Origin of the sequence: Antarctobacter heliothermus (assembly GCF_900188425.1) — a bacterium.
In the GTDB taxonomy this organism is placed as follows: domain Bacteria; phylum Pseudomonadota; class Alphaproteobacteria; order Rhodobacterales; family Rhodobacteraceae; genus Antarctobacter; species Antarctobacter heliothermus.
Genome location: NZ_FZON01000034.1, coordinates 1 through 22682 on the forward strand (window position 1 = coordinate 1; position 22682 = coordinate 22682).

24 protein-coding genes and 1 pseudogene are annotated in these 22682 nt (G+C 60.7%); 10 read left to right on the forward strand and 15 right to left on the reverse strand.

Annotated features, from left to right (window positions below; all coding sequences use genetic code 11):
• Positions 1-148: pseudogene (locus CHB90_RS26220) on the reverse strand (IS5/IS1182 family transposase); the annotation flags it as partial.
• Positions 149-368: 220 nt separating this feature from the next.
• Between CHB90_RS26220 and CHB90_RS16060 the strand changes: the two are divergent.
• Positions 369-677, forward strand: coding sequence for an H-NS histone family protein (locus CHB90_RS16060; RefSeq protein ID WP_089278882.1), 309 nt, complete (start codon positions 369-371; stop codon positions 675-677).
• A gap of 1 nt (position 678) precedes the next feature.
• Positions 679-1383, forward strand: coding sequence for a purine-nucleoside phosphorylase (gene deoD, locus CHB90_RS16065; RefSeq protein ID WP_089278883.1), 705 nt, complete (start codon positions 679-681; stop codon positions 1381-1383).
• Between the two features lie 27 nt (positions 1384-1410).
• Here deoD and CHB90_RS16070 read toward each other — a convergent pair whose 3' ends face one another.
• The 13 genes from CHB90_RS16070 to CHB90_RS16130 form a co-directional block, all read right to left on the reverse strand.
• The gene (locus CHB90_RS16070) at positions 1411-2256 is read right to left on the reverse strand and encodes an urea carboxylase-associated family protein (protein ID WP_089278884.1); all 846 of its coding nucleotides are present in this window, start codon (positions 2254-2256) and stop codon (positions 1411-1413) included.
• A 436-nt stretch (positions 2257-2692) separates the two neighbouring features.
• On the reverse strand, positions 2693-2824 hold the full coding sequence (locus tag CHB90_RS27345; protein WP_281256111.1) for a hypothetical protein: 132 nt from the start codon (positions 2822-2824) through the stop codon (positions 2693-2695).
• Positions 2825-3023: 199 nt separating this feature from the next.
• On the reverse strand, positions 3024-3803 hold the full coding sequence (locus CHB90_RS16080; RefSeq protein ID WP_089278885.1) for a succinate dehydrogenase iron-sulfur subunit: 780 nt from the start codon (positions 3801-3803) through the stop codon (positions 3024-3026).
• A 10-nt stretch (positions 3804-3813) separates the two neighbouring features.
• Positions 3814-4140 carry a hypothetical protein gene (locus CHB90_RS16085; RefSeq protein WP_245823270.1) on the reverse strand — a complete coding sequence of 109 codons (327 nt, stop codon included), beginning with the start codon at positions 4138-4140 and terminating at the stop codon, positions 3814-3816.
• 386 nt (positions 4141-4526) lie between these two features.
• Positions 4527-5375, reverse strand: a complete 849-nt coding sequence (locus tag CHB90_RS16090) for a hypothetical protein (RefSeq protein WP_089278886.1) — start codon at positions 5373-5375, stop codon at positions 4527-4529.
• On the reverse strand, positions 5375-7177 hold the full coding sequence (sdhA, locus tag CHB90_RS16095; protein WP_089278887.1) for a succinate dehydrogenase flavoprotein subunit: 1803 nt from the start codon (positions 7175-7177) through the stop codon (positions 5375-5377). The genes CHB90_RS16090 and sdhA overlap by 1 nt, the downstream gene beginning before the upstream one ends.
• A gap of 81 nt (positions 7178-7258) precedes the next feature.
• On the reverse strand, positions 7259-7630 hold the full coding sequence (gene sdhD / locus CHB90_RS16100) for a succinate dehydrogenase, hydrophobic membrane anchor protein (protein WP_089278888.1): 372 nt from the start codon (positions 7628-7630) through the stop codon (positions 7259-7261).
• A 12-nt stretch (positions 7631-7642) separates the two neighbouring features.
• A complete protein-coding gene (sdhC, locus tag CHB90_RS16105; RefSeq protein ID WP_089278889.1) occupies positions 7643-8026 on the reverse strand; it encodes a succinate dehydrogenase, cytochrome b556 subunit in 384 nt (127 codons plus the stop codon).
• Positions 8027-8182: 156 nt separating this feature from the next.
• Positions 8183-8854 carry a DUF1194 domain-containing protein gene (locus tag CHB90_RS16110; protein WP_089278933.1) on the reverse strand — a complete coding sequence of 224 codons (672 nt, stop codon included), beginning with the start codon at positions 8852-8854 and terminating at the stop codon, positions 8183-8185.
• A gap of 213 nt (positions 8855-9067) precedes the next feature.
• Entirely contained in the window at positions 9068-10096 is a 1029-nt protein-coding gene (locus tag CHB90_RS16115) for a MaoC family dehydratase (protein ID WP_089278890.1), read from the reverse strand.
• A 3-nt stretch (positions 10097-10099) separates the two neighbouring features.
• A complete protein-coding gene (locus tag CHB90_RS16120) occupies positions 10100-10303 on the reverse strand; it encodes a DUF1737 domain-containing protein (protein WP_089278891.1) in 204 nt (67 codons plus the stop codon).
• Positions 10304-10307: 4 nt separating this feature from the next.
• Positions 10308-10853: an NnrU family protein gene (locus CHB90_RS16125; RefSeq protein WP_089278934.1), complete on the reverse strand. Its 546-nt coding sequence runs from the start codon at positions 10851-10853 to the stop codon at positions 10308-10310.
• A 33-nt stretch (positions 10854-10886) separates the two neighbouring features.
• Entirely contained in the window at positions 10887-11735 is an 849-nt protein-coding gene (locus CHB90_RS16130) for an HpcH/HpaI aldolase/citrate lyase family protein (RefSeq protein WP_089278935.1), read from the reverse strand.
• 341 nt (positions 11736-12076) lie between these two features.
• Here CHB90_RS16130 and CHB90_RS16135 point away from each other — a divergent pair, with 341 nt between their 5' ends.
• Positions 12077-12397, forward strand: coding sequence for a hypothetical protein (locus CHB90_RS16135; RefSeq protein ID WP_245823271.1), 321 nt, complete (start codon positions 12077-12079; stop codon positions 12395-12397).
• 66 nt (positions 12398-12463) lie between these two features.
• Here the strand turns inward: CHB90_RS16135 and CHB90_RS16140 are convergent, their stop codons facing one another.
• A complete protein-coding gene (locus CHB90_RS16140; RefSeq protein ID WP_089278892.1) occupies positions 12464-13219 on the reverse strand; it encodes a sulfite exporter TauE/SafE family protein in 756 nt (251 codons plus the stop codon).
• A 159-nt stretch (positions 13220-13378) separates the two neighbouring features.
• Here CHB90_RS16140 and mdh point away from each other — a divergent pair, with 159 nt between their 5' ends.
• The 7 genes from mdh (at position 13379) to CHB90_RS16175 (ending at position 22681) form a co-directional block, all read left to right on the forward strand.
• Complete coding sequence (gene mdh, locus CHB90_RS16145) at positions 13379-14341, forward strand: malate dehydrogenase (protein WP_089278893.1); 963 nt, start codon at positions 13379-13381, stop codon at positions 14339-14341.
• An 84-nt stretch (positions 14342-14425) separates the two neighbouring features.
• Positions 14426-15595 carry a hypothetical protein gene (locus CHB90_RS16150; protein WP_089278894.1) on the forward strand — a complete coding sequence of 390 codons (1170 nt, stop codon included), beginning with the start codon at positions 14426-14428 and terminating at the stop codon, positions 15593-15595.
• Positions 15596-15782: 187 nt separating this feature from the next.
• A complete protein-coding gene (gene sucC, locus CHB90_RS16155) occupies positions 15783-16976 on the forward strand; it encodes an ADP-forming succinate--CoA ligase subunit beta (protein ID WP_089278895.1) in 1194 nt (397 codons plus the stop codon).
• 57 nt (positions 16977-17033) lie between these two features.
• Positions 17034-17918: a hypothetical protein gene (locus tag CHB90_RS16160; protein ID WP_089278896.1), complete on the forward strand. Its 885-nt coding sequence runs from the start codon at positions 17034-17036 to the stop codon at positions 17916-17918.
• Between the two features lie 100 nt (positions 17919-18018).
• On the forward strand, positions 18019-18900 hold the full coding sequence (gene sucD / locus CHB90_RS16165) for a succinate--CoA ligase subunit alpha (protein WP_089278897.1): 882 nt from the start codon (positions 18019-18021) through the stop codon (positions 18898-18900).
• Between the two features lie 4 nt (positions 18901-18904).
• Positions 18905-19606: a flagellar basal body-associated FliL family protein gene (locus CHB90_RS16170; RefSeq protein ID WP_089278898.1), complete on the forward strand. Its 702-nt coding sequence runs from the start codon at positions 18905-18907 to the stop codon at positions 19604-19606.
• A 102-nt stretch (positions 19607-19708) separates the two neighbouring features.
• On the forward strand, positions 19709-22681 hold the full coding sequence (locus CHB90_RS16175) for a 2-oxoglutarate dehydrogenase E1 component (protein ID WP_089278899.1): 2973 nt from the start codon (positions 19709-19711) through the stop codon (positions 22679-22681).
• Position 22682 lies beyond the last annotated feature (1 nt).

Consider the following 22682-nt stretch of genomic DNA (forward strand, 5'->3'; position numbering starts at 1 on the left):
GCGGCTGCCGGCCTCGCTTGCCGGTCGGCGGTGGCACCCAGACCATGTCCGGGTCGAACCAGATCGTCAGGGAGCCGCGCTGCTTCAGCGCTTCGTTGTAGGCCGGCCAGTTCTTGGTCTTGTAGCTCGGCGGGATCGGTCTGCTCATGCAGGACAGCTACCACGCTGGATTCACGAGATGAATCCCTCAACCAGCCTTTGCGCAACAAAGCCGTCCGGGACTACAATCGCTGACCGAAACCGAGCACATGGAATTCCCTATACGTTGGGTTACATATTATCCTTGCTTGCAAATGACACAAAATAACAGTTGAAGTTGCATGGAAACGGCTCAAGAAAGTAACGTCCGAAAATAATGGAGAAGAAACATGGATATTGATCTGGAGAAACTCTCTCGAGAGGAACTTATGCAATTGATCGCGGATGCGCAGAAGGCGCTCAAGACGGTCGAGACGCGCAAGCGGGCAGAGGCAAAACGCGCAGCGGAGTTGGCTGTAAAAGAGTTCGGCTTTTCGTTGGACGAGGTGTACTCGGCCAATGTGAAGGGCAGCAAAGGCGCACCAAAATACGCCAATCCCGCAGACGCCTCTCAAACCTGGACCGGGCGTGGTCGCAAACCCAACTGGGTGATTGCTGCGCTGGACGGGGGCAAGACCCTCGACGATCTCGCGATCTGACATGACGATTCATATCGGGGCTGCCGCAGGCGATATTGCCGAAACCGTGCTGATGCCCGGGGATCCACGGCGGGCAAAGTGGGCCGCTGAAAAGTTTCTGGATAATGCTCTTTGCGTGAACGAAACGCGTGGAATGCTTGGATTTACCGGCACCTGGAAAGGGCACCGCGTTTCAATCCAGGGTTCGGGCATGGGAATGCCTAGTCTGTCAATCTATGCCAATGAATTGCTGCGCGACTACGGGGCAAAGACGCTGATCCGGATTGGATCCTGTGGCGCGATGCAGGAACATGTCGGATTGCGCGACATCGTCATTGCAATGACGGCAACGACCCTGTCCACACCATCAAAGGGCTTGTTCCGGGAATTGAGTTTTGCGCCTTGCGCGGATTTCGGGTTGCTTGAGGCCGCAGTCGCAGCGGCGCGCGAGCATGGGGCGACAACCCATGTGGGCGGGATCTATTCGTCGGACGTTTTCTATGACGAACGGCAGGACCTGAATGAGCAGATGGTCAGGCACGGCGTTCTGGCGGTCGAAATGGAAGCCGCAGAACTATATACTGTCGCCGCCCGTCACAAAGCGCGAGCGTTGGCCGTGTTGACCGTTTCCGATCACCTGACAACCGGGGCCGCGCTGCCAGCCGAAGACCGTGAAAGATCATTCGGCGAAATGGTCGAGATCGCGTTGGAAGCGGCCTTTGCCTAGCCGAACGCTGGCGGGGTAATCCCCGCCCTACAGACCATGCGTCCGGTCATAACCATTGGGCGGCGGGCTTTGCCAGCCGCCCAATGCACCATTCTCCGGGGCAAGCACCTCAATCTTCAGCGGGTGGCAGGGTGCCGTGTCTGAACTGTGCTGGGCCGAACAATCGCCGCCCGGACAGGCGCTGAGCGCACCCAAGAGATCAATCTCGGCAAAAAATGTGATCTGGTCTCCGGGCCGGACCGGGCTTGCCTTCATGAAATACTGGCCAGTATCGCGGGTGAACCCGGTGCACATAAAGACGTTGAGCACATCGTGGATATGGGTTTCTGCCTCTTCCACGGACATCTGACGCGCCGATGCCAAGGCGCGCGTCAGGTTGGAGTGGCAGCAGTGATGGTATTGCGTGCCTGCCAGCAAATTGCCGGTGTAGGGATCACAGCGGGTGCCGATCACATCGTGCACGGACCCTCCAAAAGCGTCGATGCCGTACCAGTCCAGGCTGTCCTCGACAATGGTTGCCATGGGCCGCAGGTTTGGAAAACTGGACCAAAGACGCTCCCCGGTGGTGACATGGGTGCCGTGCAGGGCGCGAGTCTTGCCGGAATAGAACCGCTCGGACAGGTCGTGCGCATTCCACAGGTTCAGATCGCCAACCTGCGGACCTTCGACGGAAGAAATGCGGAAGAAATGCCCGGCAGGCACTGAAAAGGTGCAGGCGTTGCGCGGCTCTGCCAGAACCGTATCCCTGACCTCTGCGGACTCCAACGCCGCGCGGAAAACAGACAGGTCGGGCTGCGGCAGCGTCTCATTGGGGTAACAGATCACCGGCGGTATGGCGCGGCGGGCCTCAGCGTCAGCGGGCGGTATCGTCATGGCGCGTCTCCTTTTTCTGGCAGTGAACCCCCGAGGCCCGCGGAAGGCAAGAGGAGCCCGTCCACGCTCTCTTCACGAGTGTCAGCGGCGGGCTTGCGCGTCCGGCCAGTGGCATTCGCGCGGAGGTTGCCCAATGGCGCCTGGCACCTGCGCACCGCAATGCACACAGGTCCATGTGCTGACCCCGTCTTTCCGCCGCTCGCGCCATCGGCAAAGGCGGGTGGCACGGTTGGAAAACACGGCAACGAGGACAAAGGCGATGATAAGGCCGACGACGACAAACATGGAGAACGTGTAGCGGTCGCAGTCGAGCAGGAAAAGCAACTGGTCGGGCCTCGAAAGCTTTCGGGGGTACGGTTCCGCGTATCAGGCCCGCTGCGCCCGTCGCACAGACAAAAGCGCCCGGTCCAAAGGGCCGGGCGAATTCAACCTGGTGTCATGCGGCCAAAGGTAGATCCTCATAGACCGGCACCGTGCATTCGGGTCGTCGTTCAGGGGTGTAGTAGGCCCAAGCCTGATTGAGGGCTTCAAGGGCGGCGTTCGCCTTGCTTTTCTGGTTCTCTTTCATGGGGTTGCCTTTCGATCTACAGCGACCCCCTCCCTGTCGTGCAACCTAGTCCACCGCAGCAGCCGTGACACCCATCAAAGCCGCAACCGCGTGTTGCGCGCAATGCAAGGGAAGTTACGTCACCCGAACAAATGCGCCCCGGCCGCGCCAAGGCAGCCGGGGCGTTTATCCAATTGACGCGCGTCGACAAACCGTCCGATCAGACCGCGCGATCAACCATCATTTTCTTGATCTCGGCAATCGCCAGCGCCGGGTTCAGCCCCTTTGGGCAGGTCTTGGCGCAGTTCATGATGGTGTGGCAGCGGTACAGCTTGAACGGATCTTCAAGCTCATCCAGGCGTTCCCCCGTTGCCTCGTCCCGGCTGTCGATGATCCAGCGGTAGGCGTGCAACAAGGCCGCCGGTCCAAGATAGCGGTCACCATTCCACCAGTACGACGGGCAAGCCGTCGAGCAAGAGGCACACATAACGCACTCATACAGTCCGTCCAGCTTTTTGCGGTCCTCGATGGACTGCTTCCACTCCTTGGCGGGGCGGTTGGTCTTGGTCTCCAGCCACGGCATGATGCTGGCGTGTTGGGCGTAGAAATGCGTCAGGTCCGGGATCAGGTCCTTGACCACAGGCATGTGGGGCAGCGGGTAGATCTTCACGTCGCCCTTGACCTCGTCCAGGCCGTAGATACAGGCCAGCGTGTTGATCCCGTCGATATTCATCGCGCAAGAACCACAGATCCCTTCACGGCAAGACCGGCGGAACGTCAGCGTCGGGTCGATCTCGTTCTTGATCTTGATCAGCGCGTCCAGAACCATCGGACCGCAGGTGTCCATGTCGATGAAATAGGTGTCGACCTGCGGGTTCTTTCCGTCATCCGGATTCCAGCGGTAGATGCTGAACTTGCGCAGGCTCTTGGCTCCCTTCGGCTTGGGCCAGGTCTTGCCGGTCTTGATCTTTGAATTTTTGGGGAGCGTGAATTGTACCATTTCTCTCTCCTTAGCGAAGCAAGGCTGGCAGGCCATTGATGGCCAGGCAGCGGAGGGTTTCGGGTTTGGACGCAATGTCCTTTGCGATCTGAAGCGTACTTTCGGTCGGACCCAGCACGGCGTCGGCCGCCAGCGCGCGGATTTGTTGCGCATTGGCGTTGTCGATGAGGCAATCCAGAGCAGGTTGCAGCGGCACGCCGGGAAACTGTTCGGACACCACGGGGGTCAGGGCACTGCGCGCGGCGTTTCGGGCAATCTGATCCTGCGCCTGCGGAGTGCAGGCAACAAGGATCGCCAGCGCGGCCGCGACAAGGCTATGGCGGATCAATCGAAACAATAAAGCGTGCCTCGGTACATGCGCGGAGCGCCGGGGTAACAGCCGACAGGTGCCGGAACCACCACAACGGGCTTGCGATAAGTCCGGCGAGGCGCGGGCGCGGCTTGTCGGCTGCGGCAGTCGGACAACGCCCATTGGTAGCGATCTGCATAGCCAGATTTGGCCCCAGTGTAGGCGTAGTCATGCGCCAATGCCTCACAATTGCGGGCTGTTTGACCATAACCATCCGCAAAAGCAGGCATCGCCACAGCAACGAAAAGAGACGTGGCAATCATCGACCGGATTGATGGTCGATCAAAAGGGACCGAACGCGTCTTTGCAACGGCACCGCACGCATGTTTCCCTTTGTTGGCCAGCGTCAGCGGTCTATTCGAAGTTTCGCACATTTACTCCACCCTCCCATAGGCAGCAGGCGACCCACCATCCGTCAGGTCCGAATGCATGGTCAGCAAGACATCGACGGCCCTGAGCGGCCGTTCCTTGTCAAATCCAATTGCGTTGATCCTGTGGACATACTCCAACAGATCATCAGGGATGCCGACATTGGTGACCGGCGCAGGCGGCATTGTGGCAATGACCTTGTCTGCAATACCTACGAGCCTGAGGATCGGAGCCTCCAAGAGGTCTTTGGACTGCTTTTCCGTCTTCATGTCCAGAAAAACGCCATTGGCGCCCAGGAACTCCCGAGTATCAAAGATCAATTGTGAAAGGGTCTCTGCCGATCCGACACGACGTGCCCTAGTGTCAAAATCCTCACTGACACTACGCAATTTGACACCGTAGCGGTAGGCCGAACGCAAATGGGTCTTTGGGTCACGGGTATAGACGACCCATCGTGGATCATACCGCTCAAAGGCTTTTTGCAGCGCCTTGATTGGCTGTTTCGGACCACGATCAAAGGAGAGCGGGAAAATATTGCGGCTGCCCCAGCCCAACAGATTTTCGTCCGTGATCAGGATACTGTCGCGGCCCTGCGTAGTGGGGCGGGCGCGCAATTGGCGCGCCGCCTTGTTCAGTTTGGCCTTGCGCCATGGGCTGGGGCCGTGTCGTGCAATTGTTTTTGCACGCATCTTGTAACCCCGCGTGACATCCTTTTGGAACAGGGTCGCGCCGGCGCCTTCGATGATGCCACGAGACGCCCCGGCGCATTCCTGAAAGGCCGTCGAGCCCGTCTTGGGCAGGCCAAGATGCACGATCACACGCTTGGATGCCAAAGAAACAGGCTCTGTCATCATCAGAAGGTCCGTGCCTTGGGCGCAATGCGCTGGAGCGAAATGCCGCCCTGCTCTTCCGTCGAGAGAGGGTCAACGACAACGGGGCGATGGCTGAGATCGACCTTGTTGCCCTCGACGCGGGCGATGGTGTGCACGCGCCAGTTTTCATCGTCACGGGTCGAGAAATCCTCATGCGCGTGCGCACCGCGGCTTTCCTTGCGCGCCTCGGCACCGACGATGGTCGCCAGTGCGTTGGGCATCAGGTTGGTCAACTCAAGGCTTTCCATCAGGTCCGAGTTCCAGACGAGGCTGCGGTCAGTGACCTTGATGTCATCCATCTTGCCCGCGATGGCGGTCATCGCCTCAACCCCTTCGGCCATGGTTTTGGCGGTCCGGAAGACGGCAGCGTCGCGTTGCATCGTCTTTTGCATCTCTAGCCGCAACTCGGCTGTGGGCGTGCCACCATTGGCATTGCGAATACCATCAAAGCGATCAAACGCCTTTGTGATCTGGTCCTTGGGCGCGGTCGGCACGGCAGTGTCAGGGTCAACCACCTTGCCAGCACGGATCGCGGCAGCGCGGCCAAAGACAACGAGGTCGATCAGTGAGTTGGACCCAAGACGGTTGGCACCGTGGACGCTTGCGCAGCCAGCCTCACCGACAGCCATCAGACCGGGAACAACCGCGTTGGCATCGGCTTCGGTCGGGTTCAGCACTTCACCCCAATAGTTCGTGGGGATGCCGCCCATGTTGTAGTGAACAGTGGGCAGAACCGGGATCGGTTCCTTGGTCACATCCACACCGGCAAAGATCTTGGCCGACTCCGAAATACCCGGCAGACGTTCAGCCAGAGCTTCGGCAGGCAGGTGCGACAGGTTCAGGTGGATATGATCTCCTTCGGCGCCAACGCCCCGGCCTTCGCGGATCTCCATGGTCATGGAGCGGCTGACGTAGTCGCGCGGTGCGAGATCCTTGTAGGTGGGGGCATAGCGTTCCATGAAACGCTCTCCCTCGGAGTTGGTCAGATAGCCGCCCTCGCCTCGTGCCCCTTCGGTAATCAGGCAGCCGGAGCCGTAGATGCCGGTTGGGTGGAACTGGACAAATTCCATGTCCTGTAGGGGCAGGCCGGCTCGGGCCACCATTCCACCGCCATCGCCGGTGCAGGTATGCGCCGAGGTCGCCGAGAAATAGGCGCGGCCATAGCCGCCGGTGGCCAGCACGACCATCTTGGCGTTGAAGACGTGGAAAGTGCCGTCGTCGAGCTTCCAGCAGAGCACGCCTTTGCAGACGCCGTCCTCCATCAGCAGGTCGATTGCGAAATACTCGATGTAGAATTCAGCGTTGTTCTTGAGCGACTGACCGTACAGCGTGTGCAGGATGGCGTGGCCTGTGCGGTCGGCCGCGGCGCAGGTGCGCTGCACCGGGGGGCCTTCACCGAATTCGGTGGTGTGGCCGCCAAAGGGACGCTGATAGATCTTGCCTTCTTCTGTGCGGCTGAACGGGACGCCGTAGTGTTCCAGCTCATAGACCGCCTTGGGCGCCTCACGGGCGAGGTATTCCATGGCGTCGGTGTCGCCCAGCCAGTCAGAGCCTTTGACGGTGTCGTACATGTGCCACTGCCAGTGGTCGGGCCCCATGTTCGACAGCGATGCGGCGATGCCACCCTGAGCGGCCACGGTGTGCGAGCGTGTCGGAAAGACCTTGGTCACGCAGGCGGTGCGCAGCCCCTGTTCGGCCATACCGAGCGTGGCGCGCAGCCCTGCGCCCCCGGCCCCGACGACCACGACGTCATAATCATGCGTCTCGTATTCGTATGCTGCCATTGGAATGTACCTGTCGATCTGAAGCGGGAGGCGATTTTTCGGCGAAAAATCGTCACTGGCGGATGGGTCTGGCGCGTCGTCTCAGAGGGCGATGCGGGCGATGGCGAAAACGCCGACTGCGGCGGCGCCGTAACTGAGGCAGGTCATGACCAGGATCAGGATTTTCTCCATGACTCCATGCACATAATCTTCGATCAGCACCTGCACTCCCATGTTGAAGTGGTGAAACCCCACAAGGATGGTCAACGCAGCGACGATCGCCGGGAACGGTCGGCTGTAGTAGGCCAGCACCTCTTCATAGGTGCCGCCCAACGCGCCACCAAAGGTGAAAATGAAGAAGGGGACAAGGAAGAGCAGCGCAACAGAGCTTTTCTTCATGGCCCAGTGGTGCTCGGTTCCGGATTTGGCTGCGCCCCAGCCTACTGCGCGCTTGCGATCGGTCAGAAATGCCATGTTCGGGCCTCCTCAGACAACGATGATGGTAAAGAGGGTCAGCAAGACGGAGCCGATGATCACACCCCACCCCAGCATTTCGGCGGCGTCGATCTCCAGCATCTTTGCCTCATCCCAGATCATGTGACGCACACCGGCCAGCAGGTGATACCAGATCGCCCAGACAGAGCCGAGCATCACCAGATCGCCGAACCATGAACGCACAACTGCGTCGGCGGTCGCGAAATACTCTGGCGAGGTCGCGGCAGCGAGGAACCACCACACGATCATCAACGCGGCCAACAAAAGCGCGTTGCCGGTGATGCGGGTGAGGATGGAGGAAATCGAGGTAAGCTGCGGGCGATAGACCTGCAGATGCGGAGAGAGCGGGCGATTGCCCCGGTTTACGTCGGCCATGGATGATGTCCTTTCGGGTCCGTTGCCTCTTGTTCTACTTCTTTCACGCGGCGTGTCACGGGGGTGGTCCCGAAAATCCTGCGGTTTTTTGGCGCAACGGGCGGGATTTTCGTGGTTTGTGATCACGCTTTTGGAATGTGTGATCACAGTTTCGCGCTAACGTACGCTCTGAGTTGCCGCTGTTTGTTTGGTCAATTCGCGCAGGAGTTTTTGACGGATTCTGTCGGGATACTCGGCATAATTGTTTGCTGTGGCAACAAAGGCACCGGGGCCAACAATGACGTTCTCAAAGAAATAGGCCGTGAGGTCGCCCGCCTGTGCGCCTTCTATGGCCAGCGCGTTCACGATAATTCCCCGATCGCCAATGTCCGTGCGAAGCGCGGCCGGAGGCAGCCCCTCATTGGACATTCCATCGCCGGACAGGTCGATCACCCGGCGACGGCAATGTGGAACGCTGTCAAACAGACTGGCCGACACGCGCAGCGCTTCTCCGATCGCAGTCGAAAAATGGCGCCAGGCGCGCGGGGCGTTCGCAATCTCATCAGCCAGCGCGCGGGTGTCGGCAAAGCTGCGGACCTCACGCCAGGGCAACGTCACTTGTTGGCGCGAACTCCCGGTCCATTGCACAAGCGCCACCTGCGCGCGTCCCCGGATCAACGCCTCGGCCACGGCACTGTCGCCAAGCGCCAGGGCAAGCCCCTGCATCTGGGTCTCATATTCCTGTGTATCCACAGAACCCGAAACATCGACCGCCAATATCAGCGCGACCTCGCAGGCGATCAGGCGCGCGGGCAAAAGACAGAGGGCAATGACCAAACCAAGACGCATAGGCACAAACAGAGCGTGACCGACGGGGGCGCGCAAGTCACGTCAGGGTGACATCGCCGCGTATTCCCTCACCGGCACCGATTGTCGTTCCTGAATCCGGGATAGCGCAAATCAACTGTCACATGCGTCCCAAAAGATGCTGATCCGACGCTTTGGCTGCTGCGGGCCCGTCTTATCCAGAGGCCGGACGGGCCTGCGATTCGGTCGTTGGGATCAGACCGGCATCAACGCCCAATAGTCCAGGTCCAGCAGCACGTCCGGGAGATACTTGCCGTCCGGCCCCTTCAACTCGAACGGCGCGCCGCCTTTGGTCGCGACCAGGCGCAGGCGGATCGCGCCAACGCCGGGGGCTGCGGTCTCTGCCTTGTCCAACACCTCGGACCACGCCTTGACAGTGTTGCCAGCAAGGCAAGGGTTGGCGTGGGCCCCTGCGTTCAACCCGACAATGATCTGCGCGTTGGCAAGGCCATTGAATGACAGCGCGCGCGCCATCGAAATGACATGCCCGCCATAGATCAGGCGCTGATCCGGGCGTGCCGTGACATCGAAATGTACCTTTGAGGTGTTCTGCCACAGGCGCGTGGCCATCATGTGCTCGGCTTCTTCGATGGTGACGCCGTCGACATGGTCGATGGTCTCGCCCACCTCGTAGTCCGACAGGCGGTGCTTTTCGCCCGCCAACGTGAAATCGTAGTGCGAGAAATCCAGCCCGTCGGGGATCACGAGGTCAGACGGCTCAAGGCTCTTCTTGAGATCGGGGATAACAGGCTCAGGCGCGGGCGCGTCCATGTCGCGTTTGCGCAGCATCACCCAGCGCGCATATTCCATGACAATCTCGTCCCGCTGGTTCAGCCCGCGAGAGCGGACATAAACCACGCCGGTGCGGCCGTTGGAGTTCTGCTTGACCCCGATCACCTCGGACTGCGACCGGATCGTATCCCCCGGCCAGACAGGCCTTAGCCAGCGTCCCTCAGCATAGCCCAGATTCGCCACAGCGTTCAAAGAGACATCCGGGACCGTCTTGCCAAAGACGATGTGAAAAGCGGCAAGATCGTCAATGGGTGCCGCTGACAACCCACAGCTGCGCGCAAATTCATCCGAGGAATAGAGCGCGTGGCGCATGGGGTAGAGCGCGTGATACAGCGCCCGCTCACCGCCTGAAACGGTGCGCGGCACGGCATGGTCTATGACCTCGCCCACGGTGTAGTCTTCGAAAAAACGACCCGGATTGGTCTTGGCCATATGTCACTGCTCTCCAAGTTTGATGTCGGGGGAATAGGTGCCGGGGGCGTCCTTGACCACCGCCTGACCGCAGCGCATGACGCCGTTGGCGGCGTCGAATGCATAGGTCGGCCCGCCGTGCAGAACCCATCCGGCATTCAGGGCGGCGGTGACCTTGTGGCAAAAGACAGACGTGTCGTCGCTCGACAGGAAACGGTACAATTTCATAAACTTATCCAAACGCCGGATAGCCGAGAAGGCCATGGACGTAGCCGATCACTGCCAGCAAGACGACAGAGGCGGCCAAAAAGATCGCGTCCTTCTTGATCGCGCCTTTGGGATTTGGCGTCCAGTTCGGCTCTGCCCGGTTGATCACAGCCATCTCGACCAGCGCCCAGACACCCAGACCACCAAAGAGCACAAAACTGGGCACGTCGCCGTTCACCAGCAGGTGCGCTGCGGTCCACAGGAAAAAGCCGGTCAGCATCGGGTGCCGCATCTTGTAGAACAGCGCGCCTTTGGACGGTCCCGGCGAGGTCAGGTACAAGGCGAAGATCATGATCAGGTTGTTGATGCCCACGGTTGCCGGGTGGCGGCCCCAGAAAAAGGCGCCGTCCGCCATGCGGTACCCAAAGATCATCAAAACGATGCTGGCGACGATCGCCAGCGCCACAACGCCTTTGCCCTTGTCGCCCATGGGTGCGCGCACGCCGGGGGCGACACGTTTGAACAGATGCGCCCCCCACCAGAGTGCGACGCCGAGAATCAATAGCAGCATTTTGGCCTCCATGGTTTCGGCGTGAACCTGCGTTTATTCGGCCAGCGCTGCAATGGCTTCGGCCTTGGCGAGCATCTTTCGGGCGGTTTCAACGTGCAGATTCTCGACGATCTTGCCATCGACCACGGCAACCCCCTGCCCGGCTTTGGCCGCCTCCTCGAACGCGTCGATCTGGCGGCGGGCAAGGTCGATCTCGTCCGAACCGGGGGCGAAAGCGGCATTGGCGATCGCGACCTGCGCGGGATGGATCAGCGTCTTGCCGTCCATGCCCATGTCGCGGCCCTGCACACACTCGGCCTGCAACCCCTCATCGTCCTTGAAGGCGTTGTAGACACCGTCGACGATGGTGACGCCATGCGCCTTGGCGGCCAGAACACACAGGCCAAGGCCGGTCAGCATCGGCAGCCGGTCGGCGCGAAAGCGGGAATTGAGCTCTTTGGCAAGGTCGTTGGTGCCCATGACCATGCCGGCCAGACGCGGATGTGCCGCGATCTGGTTTGCCGCCAGCATCCCGGCCGGCGTTTCCATCATCGACCAAAGCGGTTTGTCGGTCAGAGCCGCCAGCGCATCCAGTTGCTCGGTGGTTTCGACCTTGGGCAGCAGGATCGCATCGCAGTCCATCACGGCGGCGGCGCGGGCGTCCGCCTCGCCCCATTCAGTGTCAAAACCGTTGATCCGCACGATCCGGGTGCGGTTGCCGTAAGGGCGCGACAGCGCCTCTGCCAGCGTGTCCCGGGCGGCGGTCTTTTCCGACGGCGAGACGGCATCTTCGAGGTCGAAGATGATCGCGTCGATAGGCAGGGCACGGGCCTTTTCCAGCGCGCGCTCCTTGGACGCGGGGATATAGAGTACGGAACGGTAAGGGCGCGTGCGCAGGTCCATCAGAGTCTCCATCAAGGTCTTCGCCCGAGTCATCCAGCGAAATTTTATTGCGCGGAAATGCGCATTTTTTGCCGGATAATTCAAGACCGAATACGCCGCGCCGCAGCAAATCTGCGTGTTTTTGTGTCACGCAGTCCGCCAAATTCCGCGGATTCGACGCAACGCTCGGTGCATTAACCCAATCTAAGCGGCGTCAGGCGGACTATCGGGACATGTCGTTGAACGCGGCAACGGGGCAAAAGGCCACAAGGATGGCGCCCCGGACCAGAGGGGACATACCCTGTGCCGGGCTCGCGGAAAACCCGCCAAATCCGCCCGGCACGCAGCCGAAAGGTGACACTATGACGGAGAAATATTTCAAGCTGACGCTGCTTTCGGCGGGCTTGCTGTTGGGCGCGGCCACCATCGTAGAGGCGGAGACACCGCGCCACTGCGCTCCGCGCCATGAGGTGGTCGACCGACTGGCCGCCAAGTTTGGCGAAACCCGGCAAAGCATGGGGCTTGGCGCAAACAACGCGGTGATGGAGCTTTTCGCCTCACCCGATTCCGGATCCTGGACCATTACAGTGACCATGGCCAATGGCATCACCTGCCTTGTCGCCAGCGGTCAGGCGTTTGAGGAACTGGCCGAGGCACTGCCCCCCAAGGGGGATGATGCTTGAATTCCCAGGAATCGGTTCTTCACAGCAGGATCGGTTCCTGAAACACCTCGCCTCGCCTACCCAAAGTCAGGTCAGCGCGTCCCAGATCAGTTTGGTACCGGTCAGCGTCAGCGTAAAATAGGCGATGCCAAAAAACAGCCGTTCTGGCACAATGTGATGGGCCTTGATCCCCAGCCATGTGCCAAACAGCGCAAAGGGGACAAGGACGAGGTCCAGCAGCAGCGTTTCGGTGGTAAAAATGCCCATCCCGGCATAAATCCCGACCTTGGACAGATTGACCGCCCAGAAAATCAGCACCGTGGTCGCCTGAAAGGCCGTCTTTCCCAACCCCTGCCCCAGAAGATACACAGCCGCCGCCGGACCGCCCGCATGGCTGACGAAACTGGTGAATCCAAGGACCACGCCTGCGGTCAGCCCCGTGCCGGGGCCAAACCGCCTGCCGCGCAGATTGATAAGCCCGGTTGATTGCGCCATCTGCCAGGCCACAAACAACAGCGCCACCAGGCCAATGAGCAAGCGCACCGCATCCGGGTCTGTCCAAGCGTAGAACAGCGCCCCCAGCAACGTGCCCGGCACCGATCCGATCAGCAGAACTTTTGCTGCGGCCCAGTCCCATTTGCGCCAATAGGCGGGCAGGCTGGCCATGTCGATCAGCATCAGGAGGGGCAGCATCAGGCCCAATGCCACGCCGGGTTCCAGAACAATTGCCAGAATCGATGCGCTGGCAAACGCCACGCCGGAACCGAAACCGCCCTTGGAAATGCCCGCAAAGATAACGGCCGGGATGCACACCGCGAAAACGGATGCGGTAAATAAATCCATGAGCGCCTCTGCAAATATCTCCCCGTGACAGGTCTTTATCCTGCATTTAGCGCTATCTACAAGGCGCGCGGACCAAGCGCCGCATCGCAGCACCCTTGCGCGTCAGCCCGACTGCGCGTACGCAAAGCGCCAAATTCACGCAAGGCGGAGATTGAATCCATGGCCAGACCCAAGATCGCGCTCATCGGCGCGGGACAGATCGGTGGCACGCTTGCCCACCTCGCGGCAATGAAGGAACTGGGCGATGTCGTCCTGTTTGACATTGCTCAGGGCACCCCCGAGGGCAAGGCGCTCGATATTGCCGAATCCGGTCCGTCCGAAGGCTTTGACGCCAGCCTCAAGGGCACGCAGGACTATGCCGACATCGCCGGTGCGGACGTTTGCATCGTGACCGCCGGTGTGCCGCGCAAGCCGGGCATGAGCCGCGATGACCTGCTGGGCATCAACCTCAAGGTCATGAAATCTGTCGGCGAAGGCATCCGCGACAATTGCCCCGACGCGTTCGTGATCTGCATCACCAACCCGCTGGATGCGATGGTCTGGGCGTTGCAGCAGTTCTCGGGCCTGCCCGCGAACAAGGTTTGCGGCATGGCCGGCGTGCTGGATTCGGCACGTTTCCGCCATTTCCTGGCCGAAGAGTTCAACGTATCGATGAAAGACGTCACCGCGTTTGTTCTGGGTGGGCACGGCGACACGATGGTGCCGTCGGTGCGGTATTCGACCGTTGCAGGCATCCCCTTGCCCGACCTGATCGACATGGGCTGGACCACGCAGGACAAGATGGACGCCATCGTTCAGCGCACCCGTGACGGCGGCGCCGAGATCGTTGGCCTGCTGAAAACCGGCTCTGCCTTCTATGCGCCTGCCACCTCGGCCATCGAAATGGCCGAAGCGTTCCTCAAGGACCAAAAGCGCGTTCTGCCCTGCGCCGCCTATTGCGATGGCGAGTTTGGCCTGGATGGCATGTATGTCGGCGTGCCGACCGTGATCGGTGCCGGTGGCGTCGAAAAGATCGTCAACATCAAGCTCAACAAGGAAGAGCAAGAGATGTTCGACGCCTCGATCAAGGCCGTTCAAGGTCTGGTCACTGCCTGCAAGGCTATCGACGGCTCGCTGACCTGAACGGTTCAGCCGGTTTGAAATACTTGATTGCGCGCCCTTGGGCGCGCATTCTTTTTTTCCATGATGTTATTTCGCACAAGCTTATTGGCCCTGACCTTTTCGGCAAGCGTTGCTGCCGCGCAGGACATCGACCTGACGCCGCTGGTTTCAAGCGTCGGATTGACTGACACGATCGTGGCGCTGGAAAACGATCCGCCCGGCCCAGGGCGCGACTTTGCCCTTGGCGGCATGCTTTTTCTGCGTGGCATCGAAAAGTCATTGCAACTGCGGTATCGCCACAACGCCGATTTTGGAAAATTGGGTCTGCCGGTGCTGCGCCTGCCCCTGCCCGCAAATCCTGACGCCGCGCCCTTCTACCCCGCGCTGGTGACCGATCTGTTCCACGACCTTGGCACGGACATGCAGGGCGCGCGCGCCGTACTGACCGGGGCCGAGGGCGATTTCGGCGTGACTCTAGACCTGACCCGCGTCTGGTTCGACATCAATGAAAACGGGGCGCGGGATGCCGGTGAGGGTCTGATGTCAGCCGCCGGATCCGCCTTTGGCCGCGCCGCGCCGCAGAGCGATCTGAACAGTCTGGTGGTACGATTTGATACGGCGGATGCCGCATGGCTGACGGCATACACGCACCTGCTAGAGGCGTTTACCAATGTCTTCCTCGCGTTTGACCCGACCGAGGTCATCGCCGAAGTCGGCCACAGCATTGATGCCATGTCCGATCTGAGAGGCGCGGAGCCAAACACCCGCCAAAGCTATCTGCGCGGGTTCGAAAGCTGGATCGACACATTTGCGATGTTCTATGGCGCGCTGAACCGGCAACCGGATCCGTTACACACCCGCGCCCTGCGAGAAAACCTGTTGGCGATGGTCGCCCAAAACCGGCGGTTCTGGGATCTTCTGGCGCTTGAAACCGACAATGACCGAGAGTGGATTCCCGGCGCGGGGCAGGTTTCGGCCATGGGCATCGAATTGCCCAAAGACGCGGGTCCGCTGTGGATGAAAGTTCTGGATGACGCCGAAGGTGTGTTGGAGGGGCGCCTTCTGGCGCCCCACTGGCGGGTCGAACCGGCAGCGGGTGTCAATGTCGCGCGGCTGTTGCAGGACCCCATTCCGGTGGACATCGTGACGTGGGTTCATGGCCACGGCCTTTTGCCTTACATGGAAAAGGGGCCACTTGTGGACGACGGCAACCTGCGTCTGTTTGAGCAGATGTTCCGGGGGGATGCTCTCCTCTTCATGGTCTGGCTGAACTGATAGCGCTCACCGCGAATCACTTTGCGCACATGGCCTTGGTAATTTGTGATCACAGTTTTCGGGGGTGTGATCACAAATGTCGGAAACCTGCCCCCAAAACCGCCCATGCGGCAAAATAGCGGTTCAAACCCGCGCCAGACCCTGAATAGGTAGGGCAAATCCGCAGCAAAACGGGGACAGTCGACCCATGAACATCCACGAATACCAGGCCAAGGCCCTACTTCGCAGCTACGGGGCGCCTGTCTCGGACGGCCGCGTCGTCCTGAAAGCCGAAGAGGCGAAAACCGCAGCTGGCGCGCTTGACGGCCCGCTCTGGGTGGTCAAGGCGCAGATCCACGCCGGTGGCCGCGGCAAAGGCTCTTTCAAAGAGGCCGATGCAGGCGAAAAAGGCGGCGTCCGCCTCGCCAAATCCGTCGAAGAAGCCGAGATGGAGGCCAAGCGCATGCTGGGCCGCACGCTCGTGACCAAACAGACCGGCGATGTCGGCAAGCAGGTCAACCGCATCTACATCGAAGACGGCTCTGGCATCGAAACCGAACTGTACCTGGCCCTGCTCGTCGATCGTCAGACCAGCCGCGTGTCCTTTGTCGCCTCGACCGAGGGTGGCATGGACATCGAGGAAGTCGCCGAGTCGACCCCCGAAAAGATCCTGTCGTTCAGCGTTGACCCGGCCACAGGCTATCAGGCGTTCCACGGTCGCCGCATCGCCTTCAACCTTGGCCTGACCGGCAAGCAGGTGAAGCAATGCGTCGCCCTGATGGGCACGCTGTACCAGATCTTTGTCGAAAAAGACGTCGAGATGCTGGAGATCAACCCGCTGATCGTCACCGACTCTGGCGACCTGAAGTGTCTCGACGCCAAAATGAGCTTTGACGGCAACGCGATCTACCGCCACGCCGATATCGCCGAACTGCGCGACACCTCCGAGGAAGACTCCAAGGAACTGGAGGCGTCCAAGTACGACCTGAACTACATCGCGCTCGACGGTGAGATCGGCTGCATGGTGAACGGCGCGGGCCTTGCCATGGCGACGATGGACATCATCAAGCTGTACGGCGCAGAGCCTGCCAACTTCCTTGACGTGGGCGGCGGCGCGACCAAGGAAAAGGTCACAGAGGCGTTCAAGATCATCACCTCTGACCCGCAAGTTAAAGGCATTCTGGTGAACATCTTCGGCGGCATCATGCGCTGCGACGTCATCGCCGAGGGCGTGATCGCCGCGGTCAAGGAGGTCGGCCTGCAGGTTCCGCTGGTTGTGCGTCTGGAAGGCACCAATGTCGAAAAAGGCAAAGAGATCATCTCGACCTCTGGCCTCAACGTCATTGCCGCTGACAATCTGTCAGACGGCGCCGAGAAGATCGTGAAAGCGGTCAAGGGGTAAGCGCAAGGGGCGGGCCTTCGGCCCACCCCGTCCGCCCATGCTGGAACACCAAGGTTCATGCCAGACGCAATTCTTCATATCGGCTTCAACAAATGCGGCTCGACCGCGCTTCAACAATGGTTGAGCGCTCAAGAGGACGCGTTGCTGGCGCAAGGCATCTGGTATCGCAGGATGGATCCGCGGACGGACGTGGTCTGCACCAACCCGCACCTCCAAGTGCTGGCCTTTACCCTTGCGGATCAGCCGGTGCCCAGCCGTCCAATGAATGCTGTGCTGGGTATTCCAGAGGGGGACCGGGTCGCTCAAGATGCGGTTGCACATGCGTTTCGTGAACAATTCGAGGCGCAGGTAGCCAATGGCGGGTTCAAAACATGGGTCGGATCCAGCGAGGCACTGGTGTCACGCTTCATGACCCCCGAAGCGATATCAGCACTGGCCGATTGGTTGTCGGGCCTCTTTGGGAACGTACGCTACGTCGCGTATGTTCGCCGCCCGGAAACTTGGCTGGTCAGCTTGTTTGGTCACCAACTGCGCAAGACTGCCAGTCCCGAAGATCTGACTGCCTTTGTTGATCGCTTTGGCCCGGCACCTTTTGCGCGTTTGCTGGACATGTGGCGCACTGCCGTGGGTCAAGAGGCACTGGACGTGCGCCTCTTTGAAGAAAGCTGGCTCGGCGGTGGCGGGCTTGTCAGAGATTTCCAGACGGTCCTCGACCTTCCTGCCGGAACTCTGCCTACGCGCTCGAAACGTGTGAATACCACGTTCCGCAACCGCATGAATCCATGGTCACGCGCCCCGAAACGCCCCGTTTTGTCAGCGCAGACCCGCGACATGATCGCCCAGAGCAACGCAGAGGGTATGGGCTGGATCGAAAGCACCTTTTTCGCCGACCGCCAGACGGAATTCCGGAGCTGGGCGGCGGGATCGGAGACGCGGTGCTGATACATCCGTCGTCCCCTACCCACAGTTTCGCCTGTTCGCAGGCACAACCTAACGCCGCGCAGCCGCGCCGCACTTAACCGAAGCAAAGACAGGAAAGCACATGGCCGTCCTCGTAGACGAAAATACCAAAGTCATCTGTCAGGGCCTCACCGGCTCGCAGGGCACTTTTCACACCGAACAAGCAATTGCCTACGGCACCAAGATGGTCGGGGGCGTGACCCCCGGCAAAGGTGGGCAAACCCATCTGGACCTGCCAGTCTTCAACTCAGTGCATGAGGCCAAGGCCGTGACCGAGGCGAACGCATCGGTGATCTATGTGCCGCCGCCCTTCGCAGGCGATTCAATCCTAGAGGCAATCGACGCCGAGATGGAGTTGATCATCTGCATCACCGAGGGCATCCCGGTGCTGGACATGATGAAGGTCAAGCGCGCGCTGGAAGGCAGCAAGAGCCGTCTGATCGGCCCGAACTGCCCCGGCGTCATCACGCCTGACGCCTGCAAGATCGGCATCATGCCCGGTCACATCCACAAGCGTGGCAGCGTTGGCGTGGTGTCGCGTTCGGGCACGCTCACCTATGAGGCGGTCAAGCAGACGGCTGACATCGGTCTGGGCCAGTCGACGGCCGTTGGCATCGGTGGCGACCCGATCAAAGGGACCGAGCATATCGACGTGCTGGAGATGTTCCTGGCCGACGATGAGACTCAGTCGATCATCATGATCGGTGAGATCGGTGGCTCTGCCGAGGAAGAAGCGGCGCAGTTCCTGGCCGATGAGCGCAAGAAGGGCCGTTGGAAGCCGACGGCTGGCTTTATCGCGGGCCGCACCGCCCCTCCGGGACGTCGCATGGGCCACGCGGGCGCGATTGTTGCCGGCGGCAAAGGCGATGCAGAGAGCAAGATCGAAGCCATGAAAGAGGCAGGTATCGTGGTCGCTGACAGCCCTGCAACGCTGGGTGAGGCCGTTCTGAAGGCCATCGGCTAAGGCAATGGCGCGCCTGGTGCCCCTCCTTGCTGCTACTGCCGTCGCGCTGTCAGGCGCGGGGGCGGCGGCGTGGTGGCTGACGCAGTCCGGATCTGACGCACCTGACACACCGCAGGGCGCCTTCATGGCGCTCTGCAACACGGCCATGCCGCTGGCAGAGGCAGATCCGCTGATCCGTCAGATCGGTTGGGTCTCGCTGGATGCCACCGGACAGGACGCCCTTTTGGATGCCACCGGCACTTTTCACGTTGCCTCTCGTGTTGCCTTGGGCGGGCCGTTCGACGCCGAACAGGAACGCGCGGTCTATGACGCTCAGATCGCTGACATGCGCGAGGATCTGGCAAAAGACGGTGTCATGGCCTACGGTTTTGACGACGACGCCATGCTTGCCGTTTACAACAGCGATGCAGACGGTCTGCCCAATACCGCCTTTTGCGCCCTGTTTATCGCCGACGAAGGCCAGAGCGACTGGTACTACAGGATGATCGACGCCTTTCCTTATGTCACTCATGTACATGCTTGGGCCTCGTCCGTGTCAACTGACGGTCAACAACCGCGTCCCGGCCTGTGGGTCGCAACCCTGGCCCTGATCCGCAAGGACGGCGGATCATCTGCGGAATGGCAGCAACTCACAGACATGCTGGGGGCAGAACCAAAGTACCGAACCCTGTCGCGCAATGGCTTTCGTGGGGAGTTGTCGAAATGACCTGCTCACCTGTTGGCTTGTCTCCTCCGTCCGTGTCCCGATGTTTGCTGACACGTTGATCAGAACCCATCCCCCCATGCCCTTCTTCGAAAGGCCAGCCTCATGAACGACCAAAGCCCCAACGACCTCTTCCACGCCTCCAGTTTCATGCAGGGGCACAACGCGGAATACCTCGAACAGATGTACGCCCGCTATGCCGCCGATCCGAACGCGGTCGATGACGCATGGGCGGCGTTCTTCAGCCAGCTTGGCGATGCCGAGATGGACGTGCAGAAAGAGGCGCAAGGCCCCTCTTGGGCGCGCAAGGACTGGCCGCCGCAGCCCGACGACGATCTGACCGGCGCGCTGACCGGCGAATGGCCGATGCCCGCCGTTCCGGCAGAGGCCAAAGGGGCCGCCAAGAAGATCAAGGACAAGGCCGAGGCCAAGGGCGTCACCGTCAGCGACGAGGCGATCCAGCGCGCCGTTCTGGACAGCATCCGCGCGTTGATGATCATCCGCGCCTTTCGCATCCGGGGCCATCTGGCCGCCGATCTGGACCCGCTGGGCCTGCGCGATACGTCGAACCACCCGGAACTGGACCCGAAAAGCTATGGCTTTACCGAAGGGGACATGGACCGGCCGATCTTTATCGACAACGTGCTGGGCCTGCAGATCGCCTCGCTGCGCGAGATCCTGTCGATCGTGAAACGCACCTACTGCGGCACCTTTGCGTTGCAGTACATGCATATTTCCGACCCCGAGCAGGCCAGCTGGCTGAAAGAGCGGATCGAGGGCTTTGGCAAAGAGGTCAAGTTCACCCGCGAAGGCCGCAAGGCGATCCTGAACAAGATGGTCGAGGCCGAGGGTTTCGAGAAGTTCCTGCATGTGAAATACATGGGCACCAAGCGGTTCGGCCTTGATGGCGGCGAAAGCCTGATCCCCGCGATGGAACAGATCATCAAGCGCGGCGGCAATCTGGGCATCAAGGAAATCATCATCGGGATGCCGCACCGCGGTCGTCTGTCGGTGCTGGCGAACGTGATGGGCAAACCCTACAAGGCGATCTTCAACGAATTTCAGGGCGGCAGCTTCAAACCTGAGGATGTCGATGGCTCTGGTGATGTGAAATACCACCTCGGCGCATCGTCCGACCGTGAGTTTGACGGCAACAGCGTCCACCTCTCGCTGACCGCCAACCCCAGCCACCTGGAGGCGGTGAACCCGGTGGTTCTGGGCAAGGTCCGCGCCAAGCAGGACCAGTTCAATGATGCCAGCCGCACGCAGGTCATGCCGATCCTGCTGCACGGCGACGCGGCCTTTGCCGGTCAGGGTGTCGTGGCCGAATGTTTCGCCCTGTCGGGTCTGCGCGGCCACCGCACCGGCGGCACCATGCACATCGTGGTGAACAACCAGATTGGGTTCACCACCGCGCCGCACTTTTCGCGCTCGTCACCCTATCCCACCGACAACGCGCTGGTGGTTGAGGCACCGATTTTCCACGTCAACGGAGACGACCCCGAGGCCGTGGTGCACGCCGCCAAGGTCGCGACCGAGTTCCGCCAGAAGTTCGGCAAGGACGTGGTGCTGGATATCTTCTGCTACCGCCGGTTTGGTCACAACGAGGGCGATGAGCCCATGTTCACCAACCCGATCATGTACAACCAGATCAAGAAGCATAAGACCACGCTGACCCTGTACACCGAACGTCTGGTCAAGGACGGGCTGATCCCCGAAGGCGAGATCGAGGACATGAAGGCCGCGTTTCAGGCGCAGCTGAATGAGGAATTCGAGGCTGGCAAGGTCTACCGCCCCAACAAGGCGGACTGGCTGGATGGCCGCTGGTCGCATCTCGACAAGCAGAAAGAGGGCAAATACCAGCGCGGCAAGACCTCATTATCCAAAGAGGCCATGCAGGACATCGGCAATGCGCTGACGCGGGTGCCGGACGGCTTTCCGATCCACCGCACGGTGGGCCGCCTGATCGAAACACGGGCCAAGATGTTCGAGACCGGCGAAGGGTTCGACTGGGCCACGGCGGAATCGCTGGCCTTTGGGTCGCTGCAACTCGAAGGGTATCCGGTGCGTCTGTCCGGGCAGGACAGCACGCGCGGTACGTTCTCGCAGCGGCATTCGGCCTTTATCAACCAAGAGACGGAAGAGCGCTATTATCCGCTCAACAACATCCGTGAGGGCCAGGCCCGCTATGAGGTGATCGACTCTGCGCTGTCGGAATACGCTGTGCTGGGCTTTGAATACGGCTATTCGCTGGCGGAACCCAACGCGCTGACCCTGTGGGAGGCGCAGTTTGGTGACTTTGCCAACGGCGCGCAGATCATGTTCGACCAGTTCATCTCTTCGGGTGAATCGAAATGGCTGCGGATGTCGGGCCTTGTCTGCCTGTTGCCGCACGGGTTCGAGGGCCAGGGGCCGGAACACTCCTCCGCGCGTCTGGAGCGGTTCCTGCAAGCCTGCGGTCAGGACAACTGGATCGTGGCGAACTGTTCGACGCCCGCCAACTATTTCCACATCATGCGCCGCCAGCTGCACCGGACCTTCCGCAAGCCGCTGATCCTGATGACGCCCAAGTCGCTGCTCAGGCACAAACTGTGCGTCTCGACCGCCAAGGATTTCACCGGCGGGTCGTCATTCCACCGCGTCCTTTGGGACAGCGCGGAATCCGGCGAGTCCGACACCAAGCTGGTGGCCGACGACAAGATCAAGCGGGTGGTGATGTGTTCGGGCAAAGTCTACTACGACCTGCTCGAGGAACGCGACGCGCGCGGCATCACCGATGTCTACCTGCTGCGGGTCGAACAGTTCTACCCCTTCCCGGCGATCAGTCTGGTCAAGGAGCTGGAACGCTTCAAGCAGGCCGAGATGCTGTGGTGTCAGGAAGAGCCCAAGAACCAGGGTGCCTGGAGCTTTATCGAGCCCAATATCGAATGGGTGCTTGGCCGTATCAAGGCCGACCACCCGCGCCCGCGTTACGTGGGCCGCGCCACATCGGCCAGCCCTGCGACGGGTCTGGCCAGCATGCACAAAGCACAGCAAGAGGCGCTCGTGAACGAAGCGCTGACGATGGAAGGAAACTGAG